Consider the following 23,248-nt stretch of genomic DNA (forward strand, 5'->3'; position numbering starts at 1 on the left):
TTAAACAATTAACTTTTTAACACTTTGAAATCACGTCTTACATTTTTGAAAGTCCACAAAAAATTGCCACCAAATTAAACAATTCCTCCAAAAAACCGATATAAGTCTCTGAATTTAGTGATTTGTTCATTAAGTGTTTAAATACTAAAGAAATATTGTAATAAGTCGAAAACATTTAAGAATAAATTTTATTCACAAGTAACGAAAAACGAATGATTTGTGAGGGACTTTGAAAAAACCAATACTCTACGTCGGACTTGCTCTGGCATCACTATTTAGCTTTAGCTATATCTTCTTTGCAGATAATAATGCAATGAAGACTGATAGTTATAGTGAATTAGCGAAAGAGATTGGGATCGAGTATGAGCTTGTTAAACCAAAAGTTAAAGCAAGGCTAAACTCAACATCGCCGTTTACAAAAAGAGATCCTTCTTCTGTTGAACAAAGCGAACAAGAAGAATCAGTTGCTCCTAGTAAGAAAGTAGCCGATTACAAGCTTTCAAAAAATGCAATTAATGAAAAGAAGAAAGTATCAACACAAGTCTTCTTAAATGATTCAGGTGACTCAAGACCTTTCTATGCAAATAACTCTTTTGAAAGAACCCCTGCAAAGACTGAAGATAAGAAATTAGAAGGCGAAGAAAAAGAAAAAAGTATTGTTTACTCTCTTCCAACACCTCCAAAGGATGATGAAGAAGAGGGAGATGATGAGACAAAAAATGGCCAACAAAATAACGGTTCAAATAATGTTGTTATCGAAATTCCGGCCATTGAAGGACGCATTCCTCCACTATCTGGACTAATTACTCAGACAAATAACAAGAGTCTCTTTATTAGCAATGCCTATGCAGCGACGACATGTACAGATCCAAAAGTTGAACTCTTTGATCTTGTGACAATGACAGTGCTTGAAGATAACCCTATTACATTTGAAGGGATTAACACTTCAACATATTTTAAATTTGATGCAAAGAAATTAGCACTAGACCTAACAGCACCTGCTCGTTACAAGGTTAAGGTTTCGGGATGTAGCGACGAGCTAGAAAAAGTTGTTACAAGTTATTTTAAACCACAAGATATTACTCCTGTTACAACACTTCTAGCAAAGATTACGAATACAGATATTGAATACACACCAACTAGAGAACTTGCAAATTATCTAGATCAAACTGAATCATTAATTCAAGCTAATATTGATAACCAAACAATCGACTACGATCTCATCTATACTGAGTTAGAAAATAATACTGATGCTGGTCTTATCTTTAGCGAGATAACTCAAGGTGAAACAGCGTCAATTTTAAAAGATGCTGCACCAAAGATGAAAACACTTGAAACACCAACTTCATTAAAAGAAGGGATTCAAAGTGATTTCGAAGCTAATGCTGTTCACTGGGATTCATCTTATCAAGTTGCATACCAATGGATACTTGATGGTACGACTGTTTCAAATGCAAGTACATGGACTTACACTCCACCAGCAGATACTGCTGCAAGTGCAAATATTATTGTTAGAATTGGGAAAAAGAATGATGGCGATGTAAATGTAAACACAGATTTACCACATCATCAATTTACCTACACACTTGATATTGAACAAATTAACGATGCCCCAACTCTGACAGCGTCACAAAGTGTGAATGTTACAGAAGATACTGTACATAATTTCTTTCTAACACCAGGTGATGATGTAGACTCTCCAAGTCTTTCTTATATTACAACTTCACTACCAGCAAACGGAACACTAACTTGTGTAGGAACAACTAATGATTGTACTTATACGCCAAATGCTGATTTTGTTGGTGTTGATACTTTCACATATAAAGTAAATGATGGAGAGCTAGACTCAACAGAAGCGACAGTCTCTTTAAATGTTTCAAATGTAAACGATAGGCCAGTTATTGGGGCGGATCAAAGTCTTACGATTGCAGAAGATAATACACTTGCAATCACACTTAATCAGGCAACTGATGTGGATAATGCCCAAGCAACTCTCACTTATAAGATCGTTAGCTCAACAAGTAATGGAACACTTTCAAATTGTATTACAACAGGTGCATATGGAAATGATTTAACATGTGACTATACACCAAATGCAAATTTCTATGGAAGTGATAGCTTTAGTTATATAGCAAATGATGGATCTCTAGATTCTGCAGGTGTAGCAACAGTATCTCTAACCATTACTCCAGTTAACGATGCTCCTACACTTGCAGCTACTCAAGCGGAGTCGACAAATGAAGACACGGCACTTAGCTTTAATCTTAATACTGGTAGTGATATCGAAGGTACGACGCTAAATTACACTATACTTACAACGACATCTGATGGTGTCCTTTCATGTAGTCAAGGGACTTCAACAGCTTGTACTTATGCGCCAAATTTAGATTTCTTTGGGACTGATAGCTTCACTTATAAAGTTGATGATGGAGAACTTGATTCAACGACTGCGACAGTGACTATTACAGTAAATACAGTAAATGATGCTCCAGTAATGGGTGCTGATCAGTCTGAGGCAACGGATGAAGATACTGCTCTTAATTTCACATTAAATACTGCTACAGACGTGGATCTTCCGGCCCAAACAATTTCATATAAACTAGTTTCTGGCCCAACTAATGGGACGCTTACAAATTGTATTACAACAGGCCCATATATTAACGATAGAGATTGTACATATACACCAAATGCAAATTATAACGGATCAGACTCATTTACATATATTGCAAATGATACAGTTACAGATGCAGGGACATTTGCGACAGTAACGCTAACAATTAACGCAGTCAATGATGCTCCTACTCTAGCGCTAACACAAACAGTTAATACAACAGAAGATACAGCTCTTAACTTCACATTAAATGCTGGAGCAGACACAGAGGGAGATAGTCTTTCATACTTAATTGTAACAAATCCTACAAAAGGAACTTTAACTTGTGCAGGTGGAACTTCAAGAAATTGTACTTATACTCCTGACTTAAATGACAACGGCACAACCTCTTTTACTTATAAAGTAAATGATGGCCAATTAGATTCAACAACTGCAACAGTTACAGTTAATATTACTTCAGAAAATGATGCTCCTGTGATGGGCGCAGACCAAACAGAGTCAACTAATGAAGATACGACTCTAAACTTCACACTGAATGCTGCGACAGATGTCGACCTACCTGCACAAACAATTTCATATAAGCTAATTAGTGGCCCAACTAATGGTAGCCTATCAAATTGTATTACAACTGCTTCATATATTAATGATAGAGATTGTACATATACACCAAACTCTAATTTTAATGGAACTGACTCATTTACTTATATTGCAAATGATACGATAACTGATGCACTAACTTTTGCGACAGTAAATCTCACAATCAATTCAGTAAATGATGCTCCAACTTTAGCACTTACGCAAACAGTTAGTACTAACGAAGATAATCCACTTAACTTTACACTTAATGCTGGTTCTGATATTGAGGGAGATTCACTTTCATACCTAATCGTTTCAGGGCCAAGTAAAGGAACTTTAGCTTGTACAGGTGGTACATCTAGGGATTGTACTTATACACCTGATTTAAACGATAATGGTTCAACATCGTTTACTTATAAAGTAAATGATGGACAATTAGACTCACCTACTGCATCAGTAACTGTGAATATTACATCTGAAAATGATGCTCCAGTAATGGCAGGTAATCAGGCCGAAACAATTGCAGAAGATAACACTTTAAGTTTTACTCTTTCAGGTGCCACAGATGTCGATATTCCGGCACAGACTATTCAATATAAGATCATTACACCTCCTGCAAACGGAACACTTACTAACTGTATTAACTCGACAACTTACTCTACCGATATTACTTGTGACTACACTCCAGGTGCAAACTTTAACGGAAGTGACTCTTTCACATATAGAGCAAATGATACATTAACAGATTCATCAACAGACTCAACGGTATCAATTACGATTACCTCTGTTAATGATGCTCCAACACTTGCAGCAACTCAAAGTTTAACAACAAATGAGGATACAGTCTTAAACTTTAACTTAACTGCTGGATCAGATATTGAAGGTGATTCATTATCATATCTGATTGTATCGAATCCTGCCAATGGGACTCTAAGCTGTACAGGTGGAACTTCAACGGCATGTACATTCACACCAAACTTAAATTACAACGGATCAACAGCATTCACGTACAAAGTAAACGATGGACAACTAGACTCAAGTGTTGCGACTGTAACAATAAGTGTTACATCAGAAAATGATGCACCAGTTATGGTAGCTGATCAAAACCTAACAACAAATGAAGACACGGTCTTAAGTATCACACTTAACGGGGCAACAGACGTTGATATTCCGGCACAAACTATCGAATACAAGCTAATTACAGCTCCTACAAATGGAACTCTGTCTAATTGTATTAACACATCTACTTATTCATCAGATATTACATGTAACTATACACCTGGGGCGAATTTTAATGGAAATGACTCGTTCACATATAGAGCAAATGATACGCTAACTGATTCAGCAACTGATTCGACAGTATCAATTACAATTACGTCTGTTAACGATGCTCCAACTCTTGCGGCCACGCAAAGTGTATCAACAAACGAAGATACAGCTTTAAACTTTAATTTAACGGCCGGATCAGATATTGAAGCTGATTCTCTGTCTTATATTATCGTTTCAACTCCAGCAAACGGAATCCTTAGCTGTACAGGTGGAACATCGACAGCATGTACATTTACACCGGACTTAAACTTTAATGGTTCGACAACTTTTACTTACAAAGTAAATGACGGGGCACTTGACTCAAATACTGCAACCGTAACAATTACTGTTAACGCAGTTAATGACGTTCCAATTATGGCAGCAGACCAAGCTCATTCAACTAATGAAGACACAGCACTAAACTTCACTCTTAATGGTGCGACTGATGTAGACTTACCGGCACAAACTTTAAGCTATAAGGTCATCTCTGCCCCATCAAATGGTACGCTCTCTAATTGTATTACAACAGGAAGTTATGGGACTGATATCTCTTGTACGTACACTCCAAATACTAATTTCTACGGAAGTGACTCATTTACCTATACAGCAACTGATAGTGTTGGTGTTGCGGTTACAAATGCAACAGTAAGTTTAACTGTTAATAGTGTAAACGATGCTCCAACTATAGCGGGCGACTGGTCATTTTCAACAAATGAAGACACAGCTCATAGCTTCAACCTAACTCCAGCAACAGATATTGAAAATGACACTCTTTCTTATATCGTTGTATCGAATCCAACAAATGGAAACTTATCATGTACAGGTGGAACTTCAACGGCCTGTACTTATACACCAAATTCAAATTTCGAAGGAAGTGACTCATTTACTTATAAAGCAAATGATGGTGCTCTGGACTCAAATACAGTAACAGTCAGTATTACTGTCAACGCTATCAACGATGCACCAGAAATGGTGGCCGATCAAAATGAAGTAACAAATGAAGACACTCCTCTTAATATCACTCTAAATGGTGCAACGGATGTGGATGTGCCAGCACAAACGATTAGTTATAAAGTAGTAAGTCTACCAACTAATGGGACTCTTTCAAATTGTATTACTACAGGTTCTTATGGAACTGATATCACCTGTACATATACGCCAAATGCAAATTTTAATGGTACAGACTCATTTACTTATCTTGCTAATGATGGGCTACTAGACTCAGCGGCCATTTCAACTGTTCATATTACAATTAACGCAGTTAATGATGCTCCAACTCTTGCAGCAACACAAACTGTTTCAACAAATGAAGATACTCCACTTAACTTTAGCTTAAATGCTGGCGCGGATATTGACGGCGACACTCTTTACTATGTTAAGCTTACTGACCCAGCAACAGGGACGCTAAGTTGTTCAGGTGGAACGTCTCGCTCGTGTACATACACGCCTGTTGCAAACTATAATGGAACAACATCGTTTACATATCGTGTGAATGACGGTGTTGCGGACTCAAGTGTTGCGACAGTTACGATTATTGTAAATTCTATTAATGATGCTCCTGTTATGGCGGCAAATCAGTCATATTCAACTGATGATAATACGGCCCTAGCAATTACACTTAGTAATGCAAGTGATGTTGATGGTGATGCTCTAACATATAAGATTGTTACAGCACCATCTAATGGGACACTTTCAAATTGTATCACAACTGGATCTTATGGAACGGACCTTACTTGTACTTATACTAGTAATGTAAACTTCCATGGAACAGAAACATTCACTTTTATCGCAAATGATGGAACTGTTGATGCAGCTTCTGTTGAGACAGTTACGATCACAGTAACTGACAAAACTCCTTCGCCGCCTCCTTCAATTGCACTGACATCTGCAATTTACACAACTTCTACAGCAAATACGATGACAATTAGTAGCTGTAGCGATATCGCATCGATTATTATTAATGAGGGAACTCAACCAGCTGCTGGCGATGCATGGGTAGCATGTTCAACTGGAGCAAATGCAACAACATATACTCTTGCTAGTACGACTCAGGGTCTTCATACACTTAAAGCATGGTCAAAAGACCCGCATGGTAATATCTCGACAACATCTTCAAATATAAGTGTTTATTACGATACGATTAACCCTAGTCTTTCGCTAACAACACCTACAATTCAAAAGGGTGGAAATAATATCAACCTGGCATGGAATGCAACTGATGCGAGCACATCATCAGCTCAAAACTTCCAAGTAGACTTCTATAATGGAAGTAGCTGGTCTTCAGTAGGTACTACTGCCGCAATTAACGGCCCAATTAGCACACAAGCATTTACTAGAGCTTGGACAGTGCCTTCAATTAATACGACTAATGCTAAGTTTAGAGTTTCATTTACTGATCTTGCAGGAAACTCTGCAACAGTTGAATCAAGTGCGTTCGAGATTGACTCAATTGCCCCGGCCCTAAGCTATACATCACCGGCCAATAACTCATATCACCTTTCAAGTACAACGATTAATGGTAATTGTGAAAGTGGCCTTAATATTAATATCTCAGGGGATATTCAAGCAGGCTTCTCTATTGCTTGTTCAGGTGGAACATTCTCACAAACAGTAAACTTCTCTGACAATGATGGATCTAAGGTTGTTACAATCAATCAGGTTGATGCTGCAGGTAACTCAACATCAGCTTCAAGAACATTTATTCGCGATGAAGTTGCACCAATCCTAACAAAGACAGCTGGTATCTCACCGGACTTCACAAATGCCAATACACCAAACACATGGTCTGGTACGTGTGAAGGAGCTTATACAATCTATGTTACAGGTGATGAAACAACTTCATTTAATTGTTCATCTGGAACATGGAGCTGGACTCCATCACCAAAAACAACAGATGGAACATTTGTTTATAATTTAGTACAAACCGACGCTGCAGGAAATACATCTTCTCCGGCCCTATCTCTTTCTTGGCAAAGAGATGCAACTCCTCCTGCATTTAATGCCACGGCCCCAATTCAAATTGAGATTGGAGAAAACCAATCTGAAACTCTACTAAGAGACAATTTCACAATCTCGGGAACATGTGAAGGAACAAATGTTATTACAATTTCTGGAACTGAAACAGACACGATTACTTGTTCAGCTTCTTCTTGGACTTGGACATCTGCAAATTATACAACAGATGCAACAAGAGCTTTTACATTTACTCAAGCAGACTCTGCAGGGAATACTTCGGCCCTAACTTATACGTGGACAAGAGACTCTAACTTCCCTGCTCTTGCTATCGATCTTGGTTCAATCAAGAATAATGGTGCGACTGCAACTTTTACAGGAACATGTGAAGACGGCCTAACAATTAATATCACTGGACCTCAGACGACAACAACAACATGTTCTTCTGGTACTTGGTCTTGGACAACGGCCACGACAGCGTCAGATGTTAACAACACTTATAATTTTTCTCAAACAAATGGAGCATCAAATACAACAACTGTTTTAGGATACTGGTATCGAGAGACAGGACTTCCAGTAGTAAACTCAATTACAGCAGGAGTTACAGATCCATCACCAACTAACTTTGTGCCATATTCGTTAACGGCCAGTTCACAAAATGCGAATGTTTATCTGACACATATTTGTCTTCAATCAAATAACACAGTTCAGCCGGCCATTGATGATGCATGTTGGATTGCTGTTAATTCAACATCAATTGGAATCACTCCTGCACAGAATATCACTGTGACAGACTACTCGTACCTACTTGGTTGGGAGCCAGCACTATATGATGTCTATGCATGGGTAAAAGATGAAGCTGGAAATATTTCTTCAAATACGCAAGCGCTAAGTACTGACTACGATCAAATTACTTATGACAAGGCTTCTCCTCCGACGATTTGGGACGTTGCGGCCGCAAATAATGATACTTCTTCAATTCCTCCAACAAGAGCTGACTCAGCTGTTCCAACTGGGACTGATTTATATATTCGTTGGAAAGTAGATGACTCGATTGGCCTTCCTGCGACAGCAATCAATATCTATTACACACAAGATGAACAAACATTTACTGCGATTGCTGGAGCACAAGGAATCGCACCTCATACAAACCATGGTTGCCCAGGGATTTCACTGGCAGCAAATGAAGGCTGTTTTAAATGGACAGGTGGTTCACCTCTAGCAACAGCTTACAAAGTTAGAGTAAAAGTAACGAATCTAGCTGGTATTAGCACTCAGCTTACATCGACGCCAATTAATGCTGATCGTATTAAGATTATTGCAGGTAATACTGAGGCCGGCCTTGGTGGAGATGCAAGGTCTGCCCTATTCTTTAATAAGCGTGTTGGTGACTCTTCAGATATTCACACTCTCGTCTTTACTGATGATGGGAATATTTACTTTGCTGACTATAAAAGAGGAATCATTACAGTTGACCCAGCCGATGGTAAGCAAAAGCTCTTTATTGCAAAGACTGGAACATCGACAGGTGATGGTGGACCGGCCGAGAGTGCAACTCTCCGCTATCCAATGAAGATTACTCTAGATTATCAAGGACGTCTTTTAATTCTAGATTATAATAGAATTAGAAGAGTTGACTTAAATCTAGAAAACCCAACAATTGAAACGATTATTGGTGGTGGTTCAAGCACGGCCGACACAGTAGCAAACCCACTTGATCTTCAAATGAGAAGTTTATCAAGCTCAGATTATCGAACAAATGCTGTTCTCTTTACACCGCTTCCTAATGGTGACCTTTGGTTTAATGCTGAAAGATCTGAGAGTATTAATACTGACGGAAGTTTTAAAGTTAGAATCTATAAGGCCGCGACAGGACAAGTTGAATCATTCTATCTAGGTGGAACAGGAGATGGTTGGCAGTCAACTCAAGACCTTTCTAAGTGTCGTGTTGGTTATACTGGAATTAAATTCAATCAGGCAACATCTCAAATTGAAGGGATCACTGGAACGGCCTACCACCATAAGAATTTTCCAGGATGTGATATGTATGGGTCAACTTCTGACTATACTTATGCCAGAGTTTATTTTGACCCAACAACAGGTCAGGCAATCACACCATTTGATAATAGTTACCGCTGGTATCACTACTACAACTATACAGGAATGGATGGTAAGTCTTATGTAACAGTTGCAAGAAGTTATATGAATCGAAATAACTTTGATGGAACTTATACAAGAATTCTAGGCTCTGGAACTCTTGGTGAGTGTGCAGACGGAACGCTAGCGACAGCGTGTAATATGGATATCTACTCTGTCTTTGTCGATAAGAACGGAAAGGTTTATTTTAATGACCGTGGAAGAATTAGAACACTTGATGAAGAAGGAAAAGTTGTGACGATTTTTGGTCAAAGTCAGTCGTATGGTGACAACGTCAATGCTGTTAATGCACGCTTTAGTAATATTAGCCGTGTTACAAGACTTGATAATGGAAAGGTCGTTGTAAATGACACATCTTCTTACTATCTAAAAGAATTCACAATTGAAGGAAATATCAATATTTTAGCTGGTAATGGTACCGTTGCAACAGCATCGACATCTGCAGCTGCTAATACACAACCAGTAAGAAACCCGTACTGGACAGTTGTTGACCGCGCAACTGGAAATATCTATATGGACCGAGTGGAATGGCACTATGGCCGTTTCGCTATGCTTAACCGCTCAACTGGTATGTGGGAAGATGTCTTCAGCAATACTAGCGGTACAAGCTACTATGATCCAACAGCAGATGGTAAAATTGGAAGTGACATTGACGTTGCCGGAAGCAATAACAGGGCCCTCCCTGTTGGATTTGCTAATGGAAAGTTATTCTTAAGTAGAATGAAACATAACTCAACAGATCTTAGATATGAAGACTTTATGCTTAAAGCCTACGACTCGGCCGATAGCTACAGACAAGAGCATATTTGGGGTGTTCTAGGATACAATGATGTAAACGAAGGTTGTACAGAGCTTAGAACAGCACCTACGTCGGGAAGCACATGTGAGTATGAATATTGGGATAACTACAGAAATATCTTCTACGATAGTGTCGATGCTAAGTATGTTACGGCCAAAATGTACCGTGGTGCCCAACGAAGAGTTATTGCTATAAAAGACGGAAACGTCGAGCAGATTGCCTATACAGCAAGAAATATTGACGATGGTTTTGTCTACACGAGACGCGGTGGAACTCAATACCTTTACTACTGTTATGGAAGTCGTCTCTATGGCCACAATATTGATACAGATACAGACTTAGGTGCCCTGAGCTGGACAATGCCACAACTTTCATGTCGCGGAGTGCAATTCGACTACAACCCGACAAATGACTCAATCATCTTCCCATTTGAGCAAAATGGGCTCTATGGGGTCGCAGAATATTTCCTCTAAGGCAATATTAGGCCCCTACAAAAGTTCGCCTTACAAAACACTGATATTACTCATGTACAAAGCGTATACATCGTTATAAATAATGCTAAACAATGAATATTTTCATCTTATTTAAGTTAAGATGTGAGCATTATGAAGAAGATAAAAATCGCCATGTCCCTATTTGTGTTTTTCGTTAATTTACTAGTACTTGGTAGTGAACTCGATATTAGTATGCTTCCAGACAAGAGTGTTCAACCTGGAGAGGTTGCCATTCAGGTTCTGCCGATTAAGTCGCCAACAAACACAACTTATAAAATTTCTATTGAAAGCAATCAACAGTGGCGAGCCGAGGGCCCTGAAACTGTTGAGCTGATTGCAGGTGATCTGACTTACCTAACTTTCTATACATATACTCCAAGCTTCGTTGATGCAGGGACAATTCATGAGTTAAAGATTATTTTCACAAATATTGAAACTCAGGAAAAGATTGAAAATAGCATAAGCTTTATTGTAGCAAAGAAGCGAGACCTTGATTTCTTTGATGCTGATCAAAATATTGAAACAAATAAGAAAAACCACACACTTAATTTAAAAGTTAAAAATACTGGTAATGCAAGCGAGGTTTATCATTTTTCAATCAGAAACCTAACACCAGAAGTAAGTGTAAGCGTAAATAGCTCCCCTATTACTATTGCAACTAATGAGGTGAAGCTTCTTCCAGTTAGAGTTAATTTTAAAAATAGTACTTCGACATATGCAGCATTCGAAGTAAATGCCAAAGTTGGTGGAATCACAAAATTTCAGAAGAAGTTTCAGGTTAAATTTGTTAGCTCTGCTAATAATCAAGACCGTCAAGGAAATTACCTTGATACAACACTTACCATCACAAATGATTATATGAGTGTCGAAGGAAGAGACTCCAACCTTAGCTCAGTTGTTCTAAACTCAAATGGCGCCCTATCAGACTACGTTTCTTTATCAAGCTACGTGCAGGCCAATATGGTTAACGGAGAAGCACAGGATGCACGTGGGACTTTCCACTTTGATGGTGACAGCTGGCGTTTTAGTGCTGGAAATAACGTCGATCTTGACGTGGATACAAATGTTGGTAACGAGGCCCGTGATGGTGTCGCTTATACAAGAGATATTCTTCCAAACTTAAAAGTTGGAACACTTGTGGGTGTTGACGAAAATGATGAATTTAACACTGCGGCCATGGTTCAATACGACCCAAGGCCAGGACAGCGTACATTTGTAGTCATTAATCAAAACTCGGACTCAGGTGAAACATCTGGATCAATCGGATATCGTGGAAATTTCAATCCGAATGATAAGCTTTCATTTGCACCATCCCTTACAATTTCAGATGATCCACAACGTGGAGTCATTCAAGACTACCGTACGGCCGTTCGTTATATGGTGAGAAAGAACCTTCCAATTGCTATTTCATCAGGTTATCGAAAGGATCGCTTTCAAGAAGTCATTTATAATAACGCTTCCCTTTCTTATGACTTTGACGGAGTACTAATTGAGCTTAGTCGCAATGACGAGTTAGATCGAGATACTTTTGCAACAAATGAGCAAAATAGAGAACACCGTAGTTCAAATCAAGTAAGAGTAAGCTTTCCAATGGGTGGTGGCCTTTCTGCAAGTGTTAACTACCAAGACCACACTAGCTCAAGTGTGAAAGAGCAGAGAAAATTCATTACCTTTGCTTACCAAAACAAACAATTATATGCGGCGATGCGAGCAGGTGTTGCTAGCAAGAATTATACTGATGGTAATATTCAAGACTATACAAATGAGCCATTTGTCTCAGTTGACTTAAGCTATAAAGCACCGAAATTTACGATTAGATCACACGTTGAATATGAGTCATACGGTGATGACTCATATCGTACGCGCACAAATATTGGAATCGATTATAATATCGACAATAATCACTTCAATGGAAATGCCTACGTAAGAATCGGACACGATGAAGGCCAAAGAAGAGATTATGTTACTCAGACAGAAACTGATCTCGATTATATTGAAGCTGGTATCCGTACAGGAACAGATAGTAACTACTCTTTTGAGATCTACACAAGAGCAGAAGATAATCACCAATATGATGATATTGACTATCAAGTCGGAATTCGTTTTCAATACCGCTTTGGAGCAAAAACTCCAAGAAAAGTTGAAGACGCCTTTGGTGGAAAACGTACCGGAAGTATTGCAGGTCGCATCTGCATCGATCGCAACTTAAATGGAACTTGTGAAGACTTTGAAAAAGGTGTTGAAGGCCTAAGTATTTATAGCGTTACAGGGAGTGCTACAACAGATAAAGATGGAAAGTATCTAATTAATGAGCTTAAGCCAGATATTGATCATATCTCCCTTATAGAGCGACAAGTTACGGCCAAATCACTTGAGTCGTCAGAGTATTATAAAGGAACAAAAGTTCTTAAGAATCAAACGGTGTACGTTGATTTTGCTCTTAAAGAAATCTCAACAATTAATACATTCTCTTACAATGATATCAATAAGAATGGACGTTATGATAAAGACTTCGATACACTTATAGGAGATATCACTTATCAACTAATCGATGAAAACAATGAGATCATCCCTATTAGTGGTAAGTCTTTAAATACAATTAACTATTCACGTCTTCGTAATGGACAGTATAAATTGAGTGCAGTAGCAATCTCTTCTATTTACAAAGATATTCAAAAGGAAGTTACTCTTGATCTTCCTAGAGACAATATGCAAACCGTGACATTTGGTTTTGAGCTAATTGATGTGGATACACTTCCAATCCAAGACTTAATCATTACAGAATTTGATAATAGCATTATTAGTGCACCTAAATTTAGCGCACTTCTAACTCTCGATACGGCAGAAACTGAATATAATATTCTTTCAAATATTTCGGTAAAACTTGATGGCTATCAAGTTGATATCGATACACAAGAGGTATATTCCGGACTGTGGGATATCAATCTTGACCTTAAAAATCTTATCTCATTAATAAGTCAAAAAAATGAGATCACGATTGACATTGAATTAGAAAATGAAAACGGTAAAAAAATACAAATCAAAAGAGTTAGAAATCTCTTTTACAATAATTAGAAGGACATAAAAGGTCATAATGATGAAATACTTTTTAACACTCATTCTACTTTGTGCAAATCTTACAACTTCCGCTTGCCTCGTCCTCCAAAAAGACGACAACGGCAAGAAGTCTCACCCAGCAATCAAGCACTACCTTGAAGGTGGAGACAAGAAGCGTGAAATCGTTGTTAAAAATATGAGTGATGAGACATGTCAGTTCACAATCATTAAGACAGAACTTATCCAGTCAAGAGATGGAAGCTATAGTTACCTCCCTTACAAAATTGGACAGGATATAAAATTCTCACTAGCACCCTTTATGTCTCTTCTTGATGAGAGAGGAAATGAAAGTTTTGCCATTGAGCAACGCCTGGCCCCAGGAGAAACTAGACACTACGGCCTTCAAATTAATATTCCAGCAGCTCAAAACATAGGAAGCTTTCAGGCCGGTTACAAAATTGATTACTTAAATGGATCAACTTCTTTTATCGTTGGAGAAATTTACTATTCAACGAAGCAGACACAAGTATCACCTCAATTAAGATTTTTGAAATTTGATAAAAAGAAGAAGAAACTTGCTTACGCGGTTGCCAATAAAGGTAATGCATACACTTTCTTTACAATGAATTTGATCTACACGGACCCAATGACTGGCTTTGAATCACGCGGGGTTGTGGATGAAGACGAGCTGTATCTTTTTAAAGCAAATATTAGAAACCACTTACTTCCAGGAGGAAAGACAATTCTTTCACAAATCAGTTTAGATTCACATATTAGAAACTTGAAAAAACAATTCAAACATCAATTCCCAGGTCAGGAATTCCCTGAGGTGTTAAACCTTACGGCCATTCCTCTCTATGGCATTGACTATGAAAATTGGAAAAATCATAAAAACATACCATTAGGATTAAAATCAGTAATGATTCAAACTAATTAATTTACTTAAGGAGAAGACATGAAATTAATTAAACTTGTAACACTTGCTTCGGCACTTAGCTTCAGCTCTTTTGCAGCAGATTCTACTGCAAATGGGTCAATCACACTTTCTGGTACTTTTTCGCCAAAAGTAAGTACAGTTTCAATTGCACTAGTTGACTGTGGGAAAGATGTATCTTTTAACGACTGTGATGCTACTCTTGAGTCAACGACATTTGGTTCTCACCAAAAGGATGCATCTCTATCTCTAGGAACTTTAGATGGTGAGTCGAACGTAAGGTATGTGAAATTTGAAATCAAATCTAAAATGCTACTTTTCGCTGGTGACACTCTAAAAATCTCAAAGTCATTAGAAATCCCTTCAAGCGATGTTTCTGTTGCTCTTGAAAAAATGATCTTCGTATCAGCTGGTTCGAACCTATTTGGTCAACAAACACTTGGAGACACAAGCTCTAACCTATCAAATGGTTCAATCATGGTTGACACAAAGGAAGTTCTTACTGACGTTGCAGCAGGCGTATATGACTCAGGAGCTGCAAACCCAGGCGTAGCTAATGCCAAAGTACTTTCTGCTCTTCAAGACAATACTGCACTAACAGTAAGGGGAATTATCTCACTTGAAACAACTGATACTACACAATCACGTGACTTTTCAACAAGAATCAAAGTTGCCCTGACAGGTATTGACGGTAATTAATGATAAAAAACATAGCTCTCACATTCATACTTCTTATTGCAGTTAATATCCAAGCTAGCTGTAATATGGGAGGCTCTTTCAAATGTGAGAGCTATTCTGATAATGGCCTTGATGGACTATACCTCAACCCTTGGCAAGCCTATGAGGGAAGCTACTCATGTGTTTCATGGCGTACACGTAATTACAATTTAGACATTGAAGACATAAGTGTACAAGCAGGCGTGACACTTGAGATTAGTTTTAAAACTAATCGTAGTGCTGAACTCGATATTAAGGCCATCACATCAAACGGTGTAAGACATGTTCAAAGGGTTAGAAACCAAGTCGTTTATGACGCAGTTGATGGTGATCGTTGGTATTGGCAAACATACCGCCACACTTTCTCAGGCAACTCCAGAACATTAGAGCAAATAAGAATTAGAATCCCCTTCCTCACTAATATCGATGACTTCGAATGGATTATAAGTAACGGTTCTGGAGATCCTGCAAATAGTCGCTATTTACAAATAAGAAACCAATCTCATTTCAACTACTCTATCTCTGAAGAGGATCTCTATAATCCGGTATCAAAGAGTTGGAATATCGAGTTAGAGGGTGTTTTCGGCGCAAACGATGAAGCACTAATAAGCTTAGCACCACGTAGTATTGATCCTATCTACTTTCCAACTTGTGACTCAATTATCGACTCACTTATTGTCGTGGCACCTAGTGAAAGTGGTGGAGATTCATTCTCAATAGAATGTGAAAAAGTCCCTTTTCCCCTCACATCACGCCTTCCTTATCTTACAATTAAGAATAACACAGCAAAGAGTTATTGCTCGGCCATTAACTTTTCAATACAGACTCGTTTTAACCTATCAATTTCAGATGACATTGAATCAACTAGCTACACTGAAATATTCGATATTATTACTGAATTTAAGTAAGAAATTATTTCAAACAATGACAGCTTCACTTGCTTTATCTTGAGCAAAATGGGATCTAGTAAATCAATTTAGAAATATAAATAAAAGTGAGGAATATATGAAAAAAGTACTTCTAGCTCTAGTATGTCTACTAACTCTTAACGCACAAGCTGGTATCTCTATTGGACTACCTCCAGGTATGAGCATGCCTGACTTTGATGCAATTGAAGAGTCTCAGCGTGTATTTGCAGAAACCGTTGAGGAACTCATGGCAAGTGATGAAGTAAAGGCCATCGTTGAAACAGTTGAAGATGACTATCTTGCTGCATGTATCGCTCAACCACAAAAGGCATCTGCAACTCTATTTAATGTTTACCTTCGTTACGAATGTGAGGGTGCAACAGATGTTAAGCTTGTCATTGCAGCGAAAATGAAAAAAGGCGTTGTAAAAGTTAAAAACTACAAAGTTAAATTCTAATTTTAAAATATGAAGGTCAGCTAAGCTGGCCTTTTTATTTGCCCTTTTAATTATATTAATGTAATTAATACGAAAATTTACCCAAGGGAGCTACACCATAATGTGGCTGAGAAGAGCGGATTTGGCCGTCAAACCTTTTAACTTGATCCAGGTAATGCTGGCGTAAGGAGACTCAGATGAAAATACTGATATTAGTATTAATTTCCCAACTAACATTTGCACAAACAACTTCGGCCAATAGTGACGATGCTATTTATATTTACGGACTATTTGAAAAAAAAGAATATTATAGCGACGCTAATAGTACATCTCTAAAGACGGCCAAAGACTTTTCACAAGAACAATCCACAGATATGAGTGAATCATTTAAGTCCGTTCCTAATCTTAATATGGCAAATGGAAGCTCACGTTCTAACTTCTTCCAAATTAGAGGAATTGGCGAGAGATCGGCCTACGAAGGTATATCAAACTACTCAGTAGGGCTGATGGTTGATGAAATCGACTATACTGGTGTTTCAGGAACAACAAATCTAAATGGTATTAAGCAATTAGAAGTATACAAAGGGCCGCAGGCCACACGTTTTGGGCCAAGTGCAATGGCGGGAATGATTCATCTAAAGTCTCAAGACCCGACGCAGGAATCAAAGTTTAAAACATATCTTTCATATGAATCATTTAATACATGGGAAGAGAGCATTAGCTACTCAGGTATGCTTAATTCATCGACAGGGCTGGCTCTAAGCCTATCAAAGAGAGACAGTGATGGTTTCATGGAAAATGAATACCTCAAACGCAACGATACAAATGGCCAAGATGAACTAAATATTCGTGCAAGTCTAGTTAAAGACTTTATCGATTCAACTCTTACTTTTGGACTTCACTACTTTGATAAGGCCAACGGTTATGATGCTTTTGTGCAAGATAATGGCCACACAACTCGTTCAGACAAACCAGGAAAGGATAAGAGTGAAACTCTTGGCCAGTACCTAAAATACGAAAAGGATCTTAGTGTAAACTCAACAAGCACAACAATTCTTACCCACTTTAAAAATAACTCATACTATAGCTATGATGAAGACTGGGGCAACAACCCTTACTGGAATACAATCCCTGGCTGGAATGCTGACTACGACTACAATATTGAATTCCCAAGAAAGCGCGAAGACTTTACTCTTGATCAGCGACTCTCATCAAAAAGCAGTACTATCGGTGTTTATCTAAAGTCATCAAATGAAGATTTTAAAGAAATAGGATATGAAGATTCAGCGGTTAGAAAAAGTATCGATGGAGAAGTCGACACTAAACTAGTCTCAATCTATGCCGAACAAACGAAAGACCTAAGTGAAAAAATTGATATAAATTATGGTGGCCGTATCGAATATCGCAATGTCGAATTTGAAGCGCAAGAAAGTGGAATCAAAACAAAACTTTCACCAGAAGATTTAATGTATGGCCTAAATATTACACTATCTAAGAAAGGCCTACTTGGAGATCTTGCCTACTTAAAACTATCTAAGGGGTATAAGCCTGGTGGAATCAATACACAGTCAGCAATCCCTGATACACGTAAAGAATTTAGACCAGAGGATCTTTACTCATTTGAACTTGGTCAAAAATATCATTTAAAAGAAAAAGGGATTTCACTAAGTAGTTCTCTCTTTTTCATGTACCGAAACAATGCACAAGTAAAAACATCATTTCAAGATGATCCAATGGACCCGAGCTCATTTACTTTCTATACAGATAATGCGGCAAGTGGTTTCAATTATGGAGCAGAAATTGAAGCGGCCCTGACTAAGACCTATGGCCTAAGTATTAGCTCGGGACTAGGCCTTCTAGGAACAAGGTATGGTGATTATAATATCGGAACAAGAGATCTCGATGGTAGACAGATGCCTCATGCTCCAAATTACCAAGTAAACCTCAATTTAAATTACAGGTACAAGAACGGTATGTATTGGGATATCAATTTCTATGCATCTGATGATTTTTATTTTTCAAACTCTCACGACTTAAAGTCAACGGCCTATCAATTAGTCGATACGAAAGTTGGTTATCGTTATAAGTCTTTAGATATCTCAATTTGGTGCAAGAATATCTTTGATGAAACATACTCTCTTCGTGGTTACTATTTCGCCAATATGCCTCCAGCGTGGCAAGACGACCTCTATACACAAAAAGAGGCACCACGTAGTTATGGCATTAGTGCAAGCTACGAGTTTTAAAGATAGTCTTTATTAATGCCATAGGCATTGAAAATATGATCATCAGGAGTATGACGATAGAGTTTAAGCTTATTTCTCTCTCGATGTTGCGAAATATATTCTTCGTAACAATCATTAGCTTCTAAAACTTGATTCGTGAATATGCCCTGTTGATCAAAAGCGAAGCGCTCAGCACGATATGCGTGTTGGGCGCGGTTTCTTTCTTTTAATTCATAGATTTCATACATTTTAGAAGTCTCATAAGGTGTAAGCTCTTTCATTGGTTCTATATCAAGGCCAAATAATCGTTGAAAGTCTTTAAATGTATTATAATAAATCATATCAACTTCGTATTCTTGTGGAATTAGCTCGTCTAGCGCATGAGTTGCTTCATGAACAAAGAAGTGCGCGACAAGGCCTAGCTCATCTTCAAGGCCAATGAAGATTGTTGGAGTCTCCATTGTGAAATCAAAGAGTGCTGAAGTTCTATGAGATAATCCTCGACGTTGCCTTTCATATTGCGAGAGATTTTTGATCTTTAGCTCACCTCTTTCTAAAAGAGTCTTGATCTTTTTGATAACATCCTTTCCCTTGCTAGTCGTCGACACTAATGCGAACAAATCATCTAGTTGGTAATTTGTTTTATTTAAGTCGAAATTACGGTCTCCACGACTGATGGTACACTTTGTAACCTCTTGCTTTTGATTTTGAGAACGATGGCGATATGTAGGATTATGATCGATATCAGGGCCAAATCCCCCCATGCCACCTAGGCCTCCAAACGAAGCAAAGAGATTCAAATTGATAAGTGTTAATGCAAAGTATTTACCCATAATATTCTTCCTTTGAGCACAGATTAACACCTAAAAAACACAGAGTGTCATATTTTGAATATACTTCATTGCTGACTATTACTTATACATATTTCAAATACTTAGCTTAAATAAACAGGCCTAAAACTAGACGAATTATGATGATTTGACTAAAACTATAGAATAATAATTTAACGTAAGAGAGATTTATGGGAAGAAAATCAGCAAAAATTGCGGCCAAAAAAGGCGCAGCAGACAAGGCCCGTGGACAGGTATTCACGAGAGCACTAAAAGATGTATTCTTAGCTTCTAAAAGTGGAAGTGGCGATCCAGAAACAAACTTTCTTCTAAAGGTTGCGATTGATCGTTGTAAGAAGTTTAACGTTCCAAAAGACAATATCGACCGTGCGATCAAAAAAGGTCAAGGTGGAGATGGTGTCGGTTATACAGATATTAATTATGAAGGCTATGGCCCTGGTGGCGTTGCCGTATTCGTTGAAGCTTCAACAGATAATAATACAAGAACAGTAGCAAGTGTAAGAAGCTACTTCAATAAAGTTCAAGGCTCACTTGGACAATCAGGATCATTAGAGTTCGTATTCAAAAGAGAAGCAAATTTTTTAGTTAACGAAGAAAATGTATCTGACCACGATGAATTTGAACTCGAAGTAATCGATGCTGGAGCAGAAGATATTACACTTGAAGATGGTGTTTTTGAGATCATCGCACCTGTAGAGTCTTTTGGTGATATTCAAAAAAAATTACAAGAAATTGGTATTACACCAGAAGAAGCAAGACTGGAAAGAGTGCCTCTTAATTACAAGGCAATTGATGACGAAGAAACTCTTAAACAGTTTGAAAAGTTAATCGACCTTCTCGAAGAAAATGATGATGTCGTAACTGTTTATCATAACCTAGAAGAAAGTGAGGAATAGATGAAGTATTTAGTTATAACACTCGTCGCACTAATGGCCAATGCTGGCGACTTTAGGGTTGAAAAAGATCTTGCAAAGAACTTATTTCTTTCTCTTGAATCAACTGTAACACCTGATTGTAGTGGGAAAAAGTGTCTTATCGAGCTTGACCAAATTCTATGTACAGACATCTTAAAAAGAAAGAAGTGTAAGGTTGGTGTATTTTCAAATGGTGATATTCTTGTAAAAACAGTAAAAGGAAGCGAGGCCCAAGATATTTTTGATGCCTTATCTGACATCAATGAAGCGACATGTTCTTCAAATAAGAACACATGTGGAACCCATTTCTACAATGTAACTTGTGAAGAAAAATCGAGATTAGTTTTCAAATCTTATAAATGTCATTTAAGCGACCTTAGAAAGTAGAATATAGAAGGGATCCTTAGGATCCCTTTTTTTATCAATGAAAATATCACTAGAACCTAATTCCGGCCCCGATATAGAAATTATAACCGCTTTGATCAATATGTTGTGAGACACCGCTTTCATGTGACATCGGAGCGAGGACATAATCCCTTTGTTCAACACCTATTTGGACAAAGAAGTTATCCCAAAAAACGGCTTTTGCCTCAAGAGAGACTCCATAAGAATAACCACCAATATCATTAAAGTGATTCTCTTCGTACTTTTGACCGTTATAATATGTCTTCGTATCAGAATAGACGTGAACAAGCCCTACACTCGCGCCAGGACTTACTTCGAACCTAAAACTTGGGGTATCAACCAAGCGAATAGCGTATTTCATTCCAAGCTGAATATCATTTAAAATTGTAACATTTTTAGCTTCATATACATCGTAGCGATCATCTTCTAAGAGACCTCCTTCTGTCACTCCAACATGCCTACCAGACATATTATAGCGGCGATAAGTATCAGCTAGCTCAATACTGAAGTTCTGTGTTACTAAGTATTCAATTGTGACTTTATGGCCTTCCTTAAATTTTAAATTCTCTTCAAGATAATGATTAAAATCTTCATCATAAAAGTCATAAACAGATTCATCATCTCGAGAAACATTATATGAAGTATCCATTTCAGAGCGATTTATTTGCGAGTAGGAGATCACAAATCTTTTTCTTATACCATCAAGAAAGGATTCCTCATCTAGTTCAAGCTCTTTAATTTCAATCGGCTCAAAGACTGCATCGTTATCACCAACAATCTCATTTAGGTGTGCATGATTGATATTTAGGTTTTCCCCAAATACATAAGAGCTGAATAATAAAACTGATAATAAAAATCTCTTCATATATGGCCTATTTTAAATTAGTAGAATTCTGGAAGATCGAGTTCTTCTTCAACATATTCATCATATTCTTCATCACCTTTTTTCGTACCTACTTCATACGACTTTCCAAAGAAAAACTCTTGCATGTCGAAACGATATTGGTAAGTGAGCATAAATTGAGTTTCATCTACTTGGCGATTTCCTTTACCATAATTTTCATCAAACTCATTGCGCTTAACCTTAAAGCCAAAGGTGTGTTTTGATTTTTCGCTTGGCCGATACTCAATACCGGCACCATATTCATTTCTTTGATAGGAGTAACTAAATTTATTATCTTCTGTTTTAAAGCTTCTTTCATCACCTTGCTTATAATACCCATAGGCCCTAGCGCGCCCATCACCTATTTTAAAATGGATCTCACCAGTGGCCTCAATATCTAAGTTAATCGAATCTTGATTATACATTCGTTTATAAGAGCGTCCGAGGTTTCGCTCATCATCTTCATTAAACTGATGAATACTCCAAGTATCACTGGCCTTAGCAACACCAGAGAGAATAATTGTAGCGCCGTCATCGAGAACAAATGCTTTTCTAATAACTAAGTGAGCATATTGAATGCTCCCATGCTGGCCAATAGACTGATGGAGTTTTTCATACTTCGCACCTAAGGCCCTAAGAGCAATTTCAACTCCACCAAACTCTTCTCTTTGATATCTTTTTTCAAATTGCATCCAATCTAGCTCAGAAAGTTCTAACTCTCCATTACTGTCGGCCCTAAAAGTCAGAGTAACAGGCCCTTCATCTAGACTTGGGTTTTTATACCAATTTCCTAAATTTGTTTTAACACCTGCTTCCACACCATATAATTCATTGGCCACAACAGAAGTTGTGTTTGAACATAGTAATAGCGTACTTATAAACATTACGTTTTCGAGAAATTTTGTCATATATTTAATTAAGCAAAAAAAGTGCCAAAAAATCACACAATTCTAAGGCTACATTTTGTAAAAAGTGACTAAAGTATAGACAAAGGCCTAGTTGTTTAAACAATTCAACTAAC

General features: G+C 37.8%; 12 protein-coding genes and 1 riboswitch. Of the genes, 9 read left to right on the forward strand and 3 right to left on the reverse strand.

Going from position 1 to position 23,248, the window contains the following annotated elements:
- Positions 1-229 precede the first annotated feature (229 nt).
- The 7 genes from ABMA76_RS05925 (at position 230) to ABMA76_RS05955 (ending at position 19,195) form a co-directional block, all read left to right on the forward strand.
- Entirely contained in the window at positions 230-10,876 is a 10,647-nt protein-coding gene (locus tag ABMA76_RS05925; protein WP_393061121.1) for a tandem-95 repeat protein, read from the forward strand.
- Positions 10,877-11,008: 132 nt separating this feature from the next.
- A complete protein-coding gene (locus ABMA76_RS05930; RefSeq protein WP_393061123.1) occupies positions 11,009-13,972 on the forward strand; it encodes a hypothetical protein in 2,964 nt (987 codons plus the stop codon).
- 19 nt (positions 13,973-13,991) lie between these two features.
- Positions 13,992-14,891: a hypothetical protein gene (locus ABMA76_RS05935; RefSeq protein WP_393061124.1), complete on the forward strand. Its 900-nt coding sequence runs from the start codon at positions 13,992-13,994 to the stop codon at positions 14,889-14,891.
- An 18-nt stretch (positions 14,892-14,909) separates the two neighbouring features.
- Positions 14,910-15,587, forward strand: coding sequence for a hypothetical protein (locus ABMA76_RS05940; RefSeq protein ID WP_393061126.1), 678 nt, complete (start codon positions 14,910-14,912; stop codon positions 15,585-15,587).
- Positions 15,587-16,513 (forward strand): hypothetical protein, encoded by a 927-nt coding sequence (locus tag ABMA76_RS05945; protein ID WP_393061128.1) that lies wholly within the window; start codon positions 15,587-15,589, stop codon positions 16,511-16,513. Before ABMA76_RS05940 ends, ABMA76_RS05945 begins: the two co-directional genes overlap by 1 nt.
- Positions 16,514-16,610: 97 nt before the next feature.
- Positions 16,611-16,970 (forward strand): hypothetical protein, encoded by a 360-nt coding sequence (locus ABMA76_RS05950; RefSeq protein WP_392860922.1) that lies wholly within the window; start codon positions 16,611-16,613, stop codon positions 16,968-16,970.
- Positions 16,971-17,043: 73 nt separating this feature from the next.
- Positions 17,044-17,156, forward strand: a riboswitch (TPP riboswitch).
- Positions 17,147-19,195, forward strand: a complete 2,049-nt coding sequence (locus ABMA76_RS05955) for a TonB-dependent receptor (protein WP_393061130.1) — start codon at positions 17,147-17,149, stop codon at positions 19,193-19,195. (Overlaps the previous riboswitch by 10 nt.)
- Here ABMA76_RS05955 and ABMA76_RS05960 read toward each other — a convergent pair.
- Positions 19,192-20,007 (reverse strand): hypothetical protein, encoded by an 816-nt coding sequence (locus ABMA76_RS05960; RefSeq protein WP_393061132.1) that lies wholly within the window; start codon positions 20,005-20,007, stop codon positions 19,192-19,194. The genes ABMA76_RS05955 and ABMA76_RS05960 overlap by 4 nt on opposite strands.
- Before the next feature lie 188 nt (positions 20,008-20,195).
- Between ABMA76_RS05960 and ABMA76_RS05965 the strand changes: the two genes are divergently transcribed.
- Both ABMA76_RS05965 and ABMA76_RS05970 read left to right on the forward strand, forming a co-directional pair.
- Positions 20,196-20,921, forward strand: a complete 726-nt coding sequence (locus ABMA76_RS05965; protein WP_393061134.1) for a YebC/PmpR family DNA-binding transcriptional regulator — start codon at positions 20,196-20,198, stop codon at positions 20,919-20,921.
- Positions 20,922-21,326, forward strand: coding sequence for a hypothetical protein (locus ABMA76_RS05970; RefSeq protein ID WP_393061136.1), 405 nt, complete (start codon positions 20,922-20,924; stop codon positions 21,324-21,326). It begins immediately after the preceding gene.
- A gap of 49 nt (positions 21,327-21,375) precedes the next feature.
- Here ABMA76_RS05970 and ABMA76_RS05975 read toward each other — a convergent pair whose 3' ends face one another.
- Positions 21,376-22,209, reverse strand: coding sequence for a hypothetical protein (locus ABMA76_RS05975; protein ID WP_392908077.1), 834 nt, complete (start codon positions 22,207-22,209; stop codon positions 21,376-21,378).
- A 17-nt stretch (positions 22,210-22,226) separates the two neighbouring features.
- On the reverse strand, positions 22,227-23,135 hold the full coding sequence (locus tag ABMA76_RS05980; RefSeq protein ID WP_392908074.1) for a hypothetical protein: 909 nt from the start codon (positions 23,133-23,135) through the stop codon (positions 22,227-22,229).
- Positions 23,136-23,248 lie beyond the last annotated feature (113 nt).

It is taken from the genome of Halobacteriovorax sp. ZH5_bin.2, assembly GCF_043196375.1.
In the GTDB taxonomy this organism is placed as follows: Bacteria; Bdellovibrionota; Bacteriovoracia; order Bacteriovoracales; family Bacteriovoracaceae; genus Halobacteriovorax_A.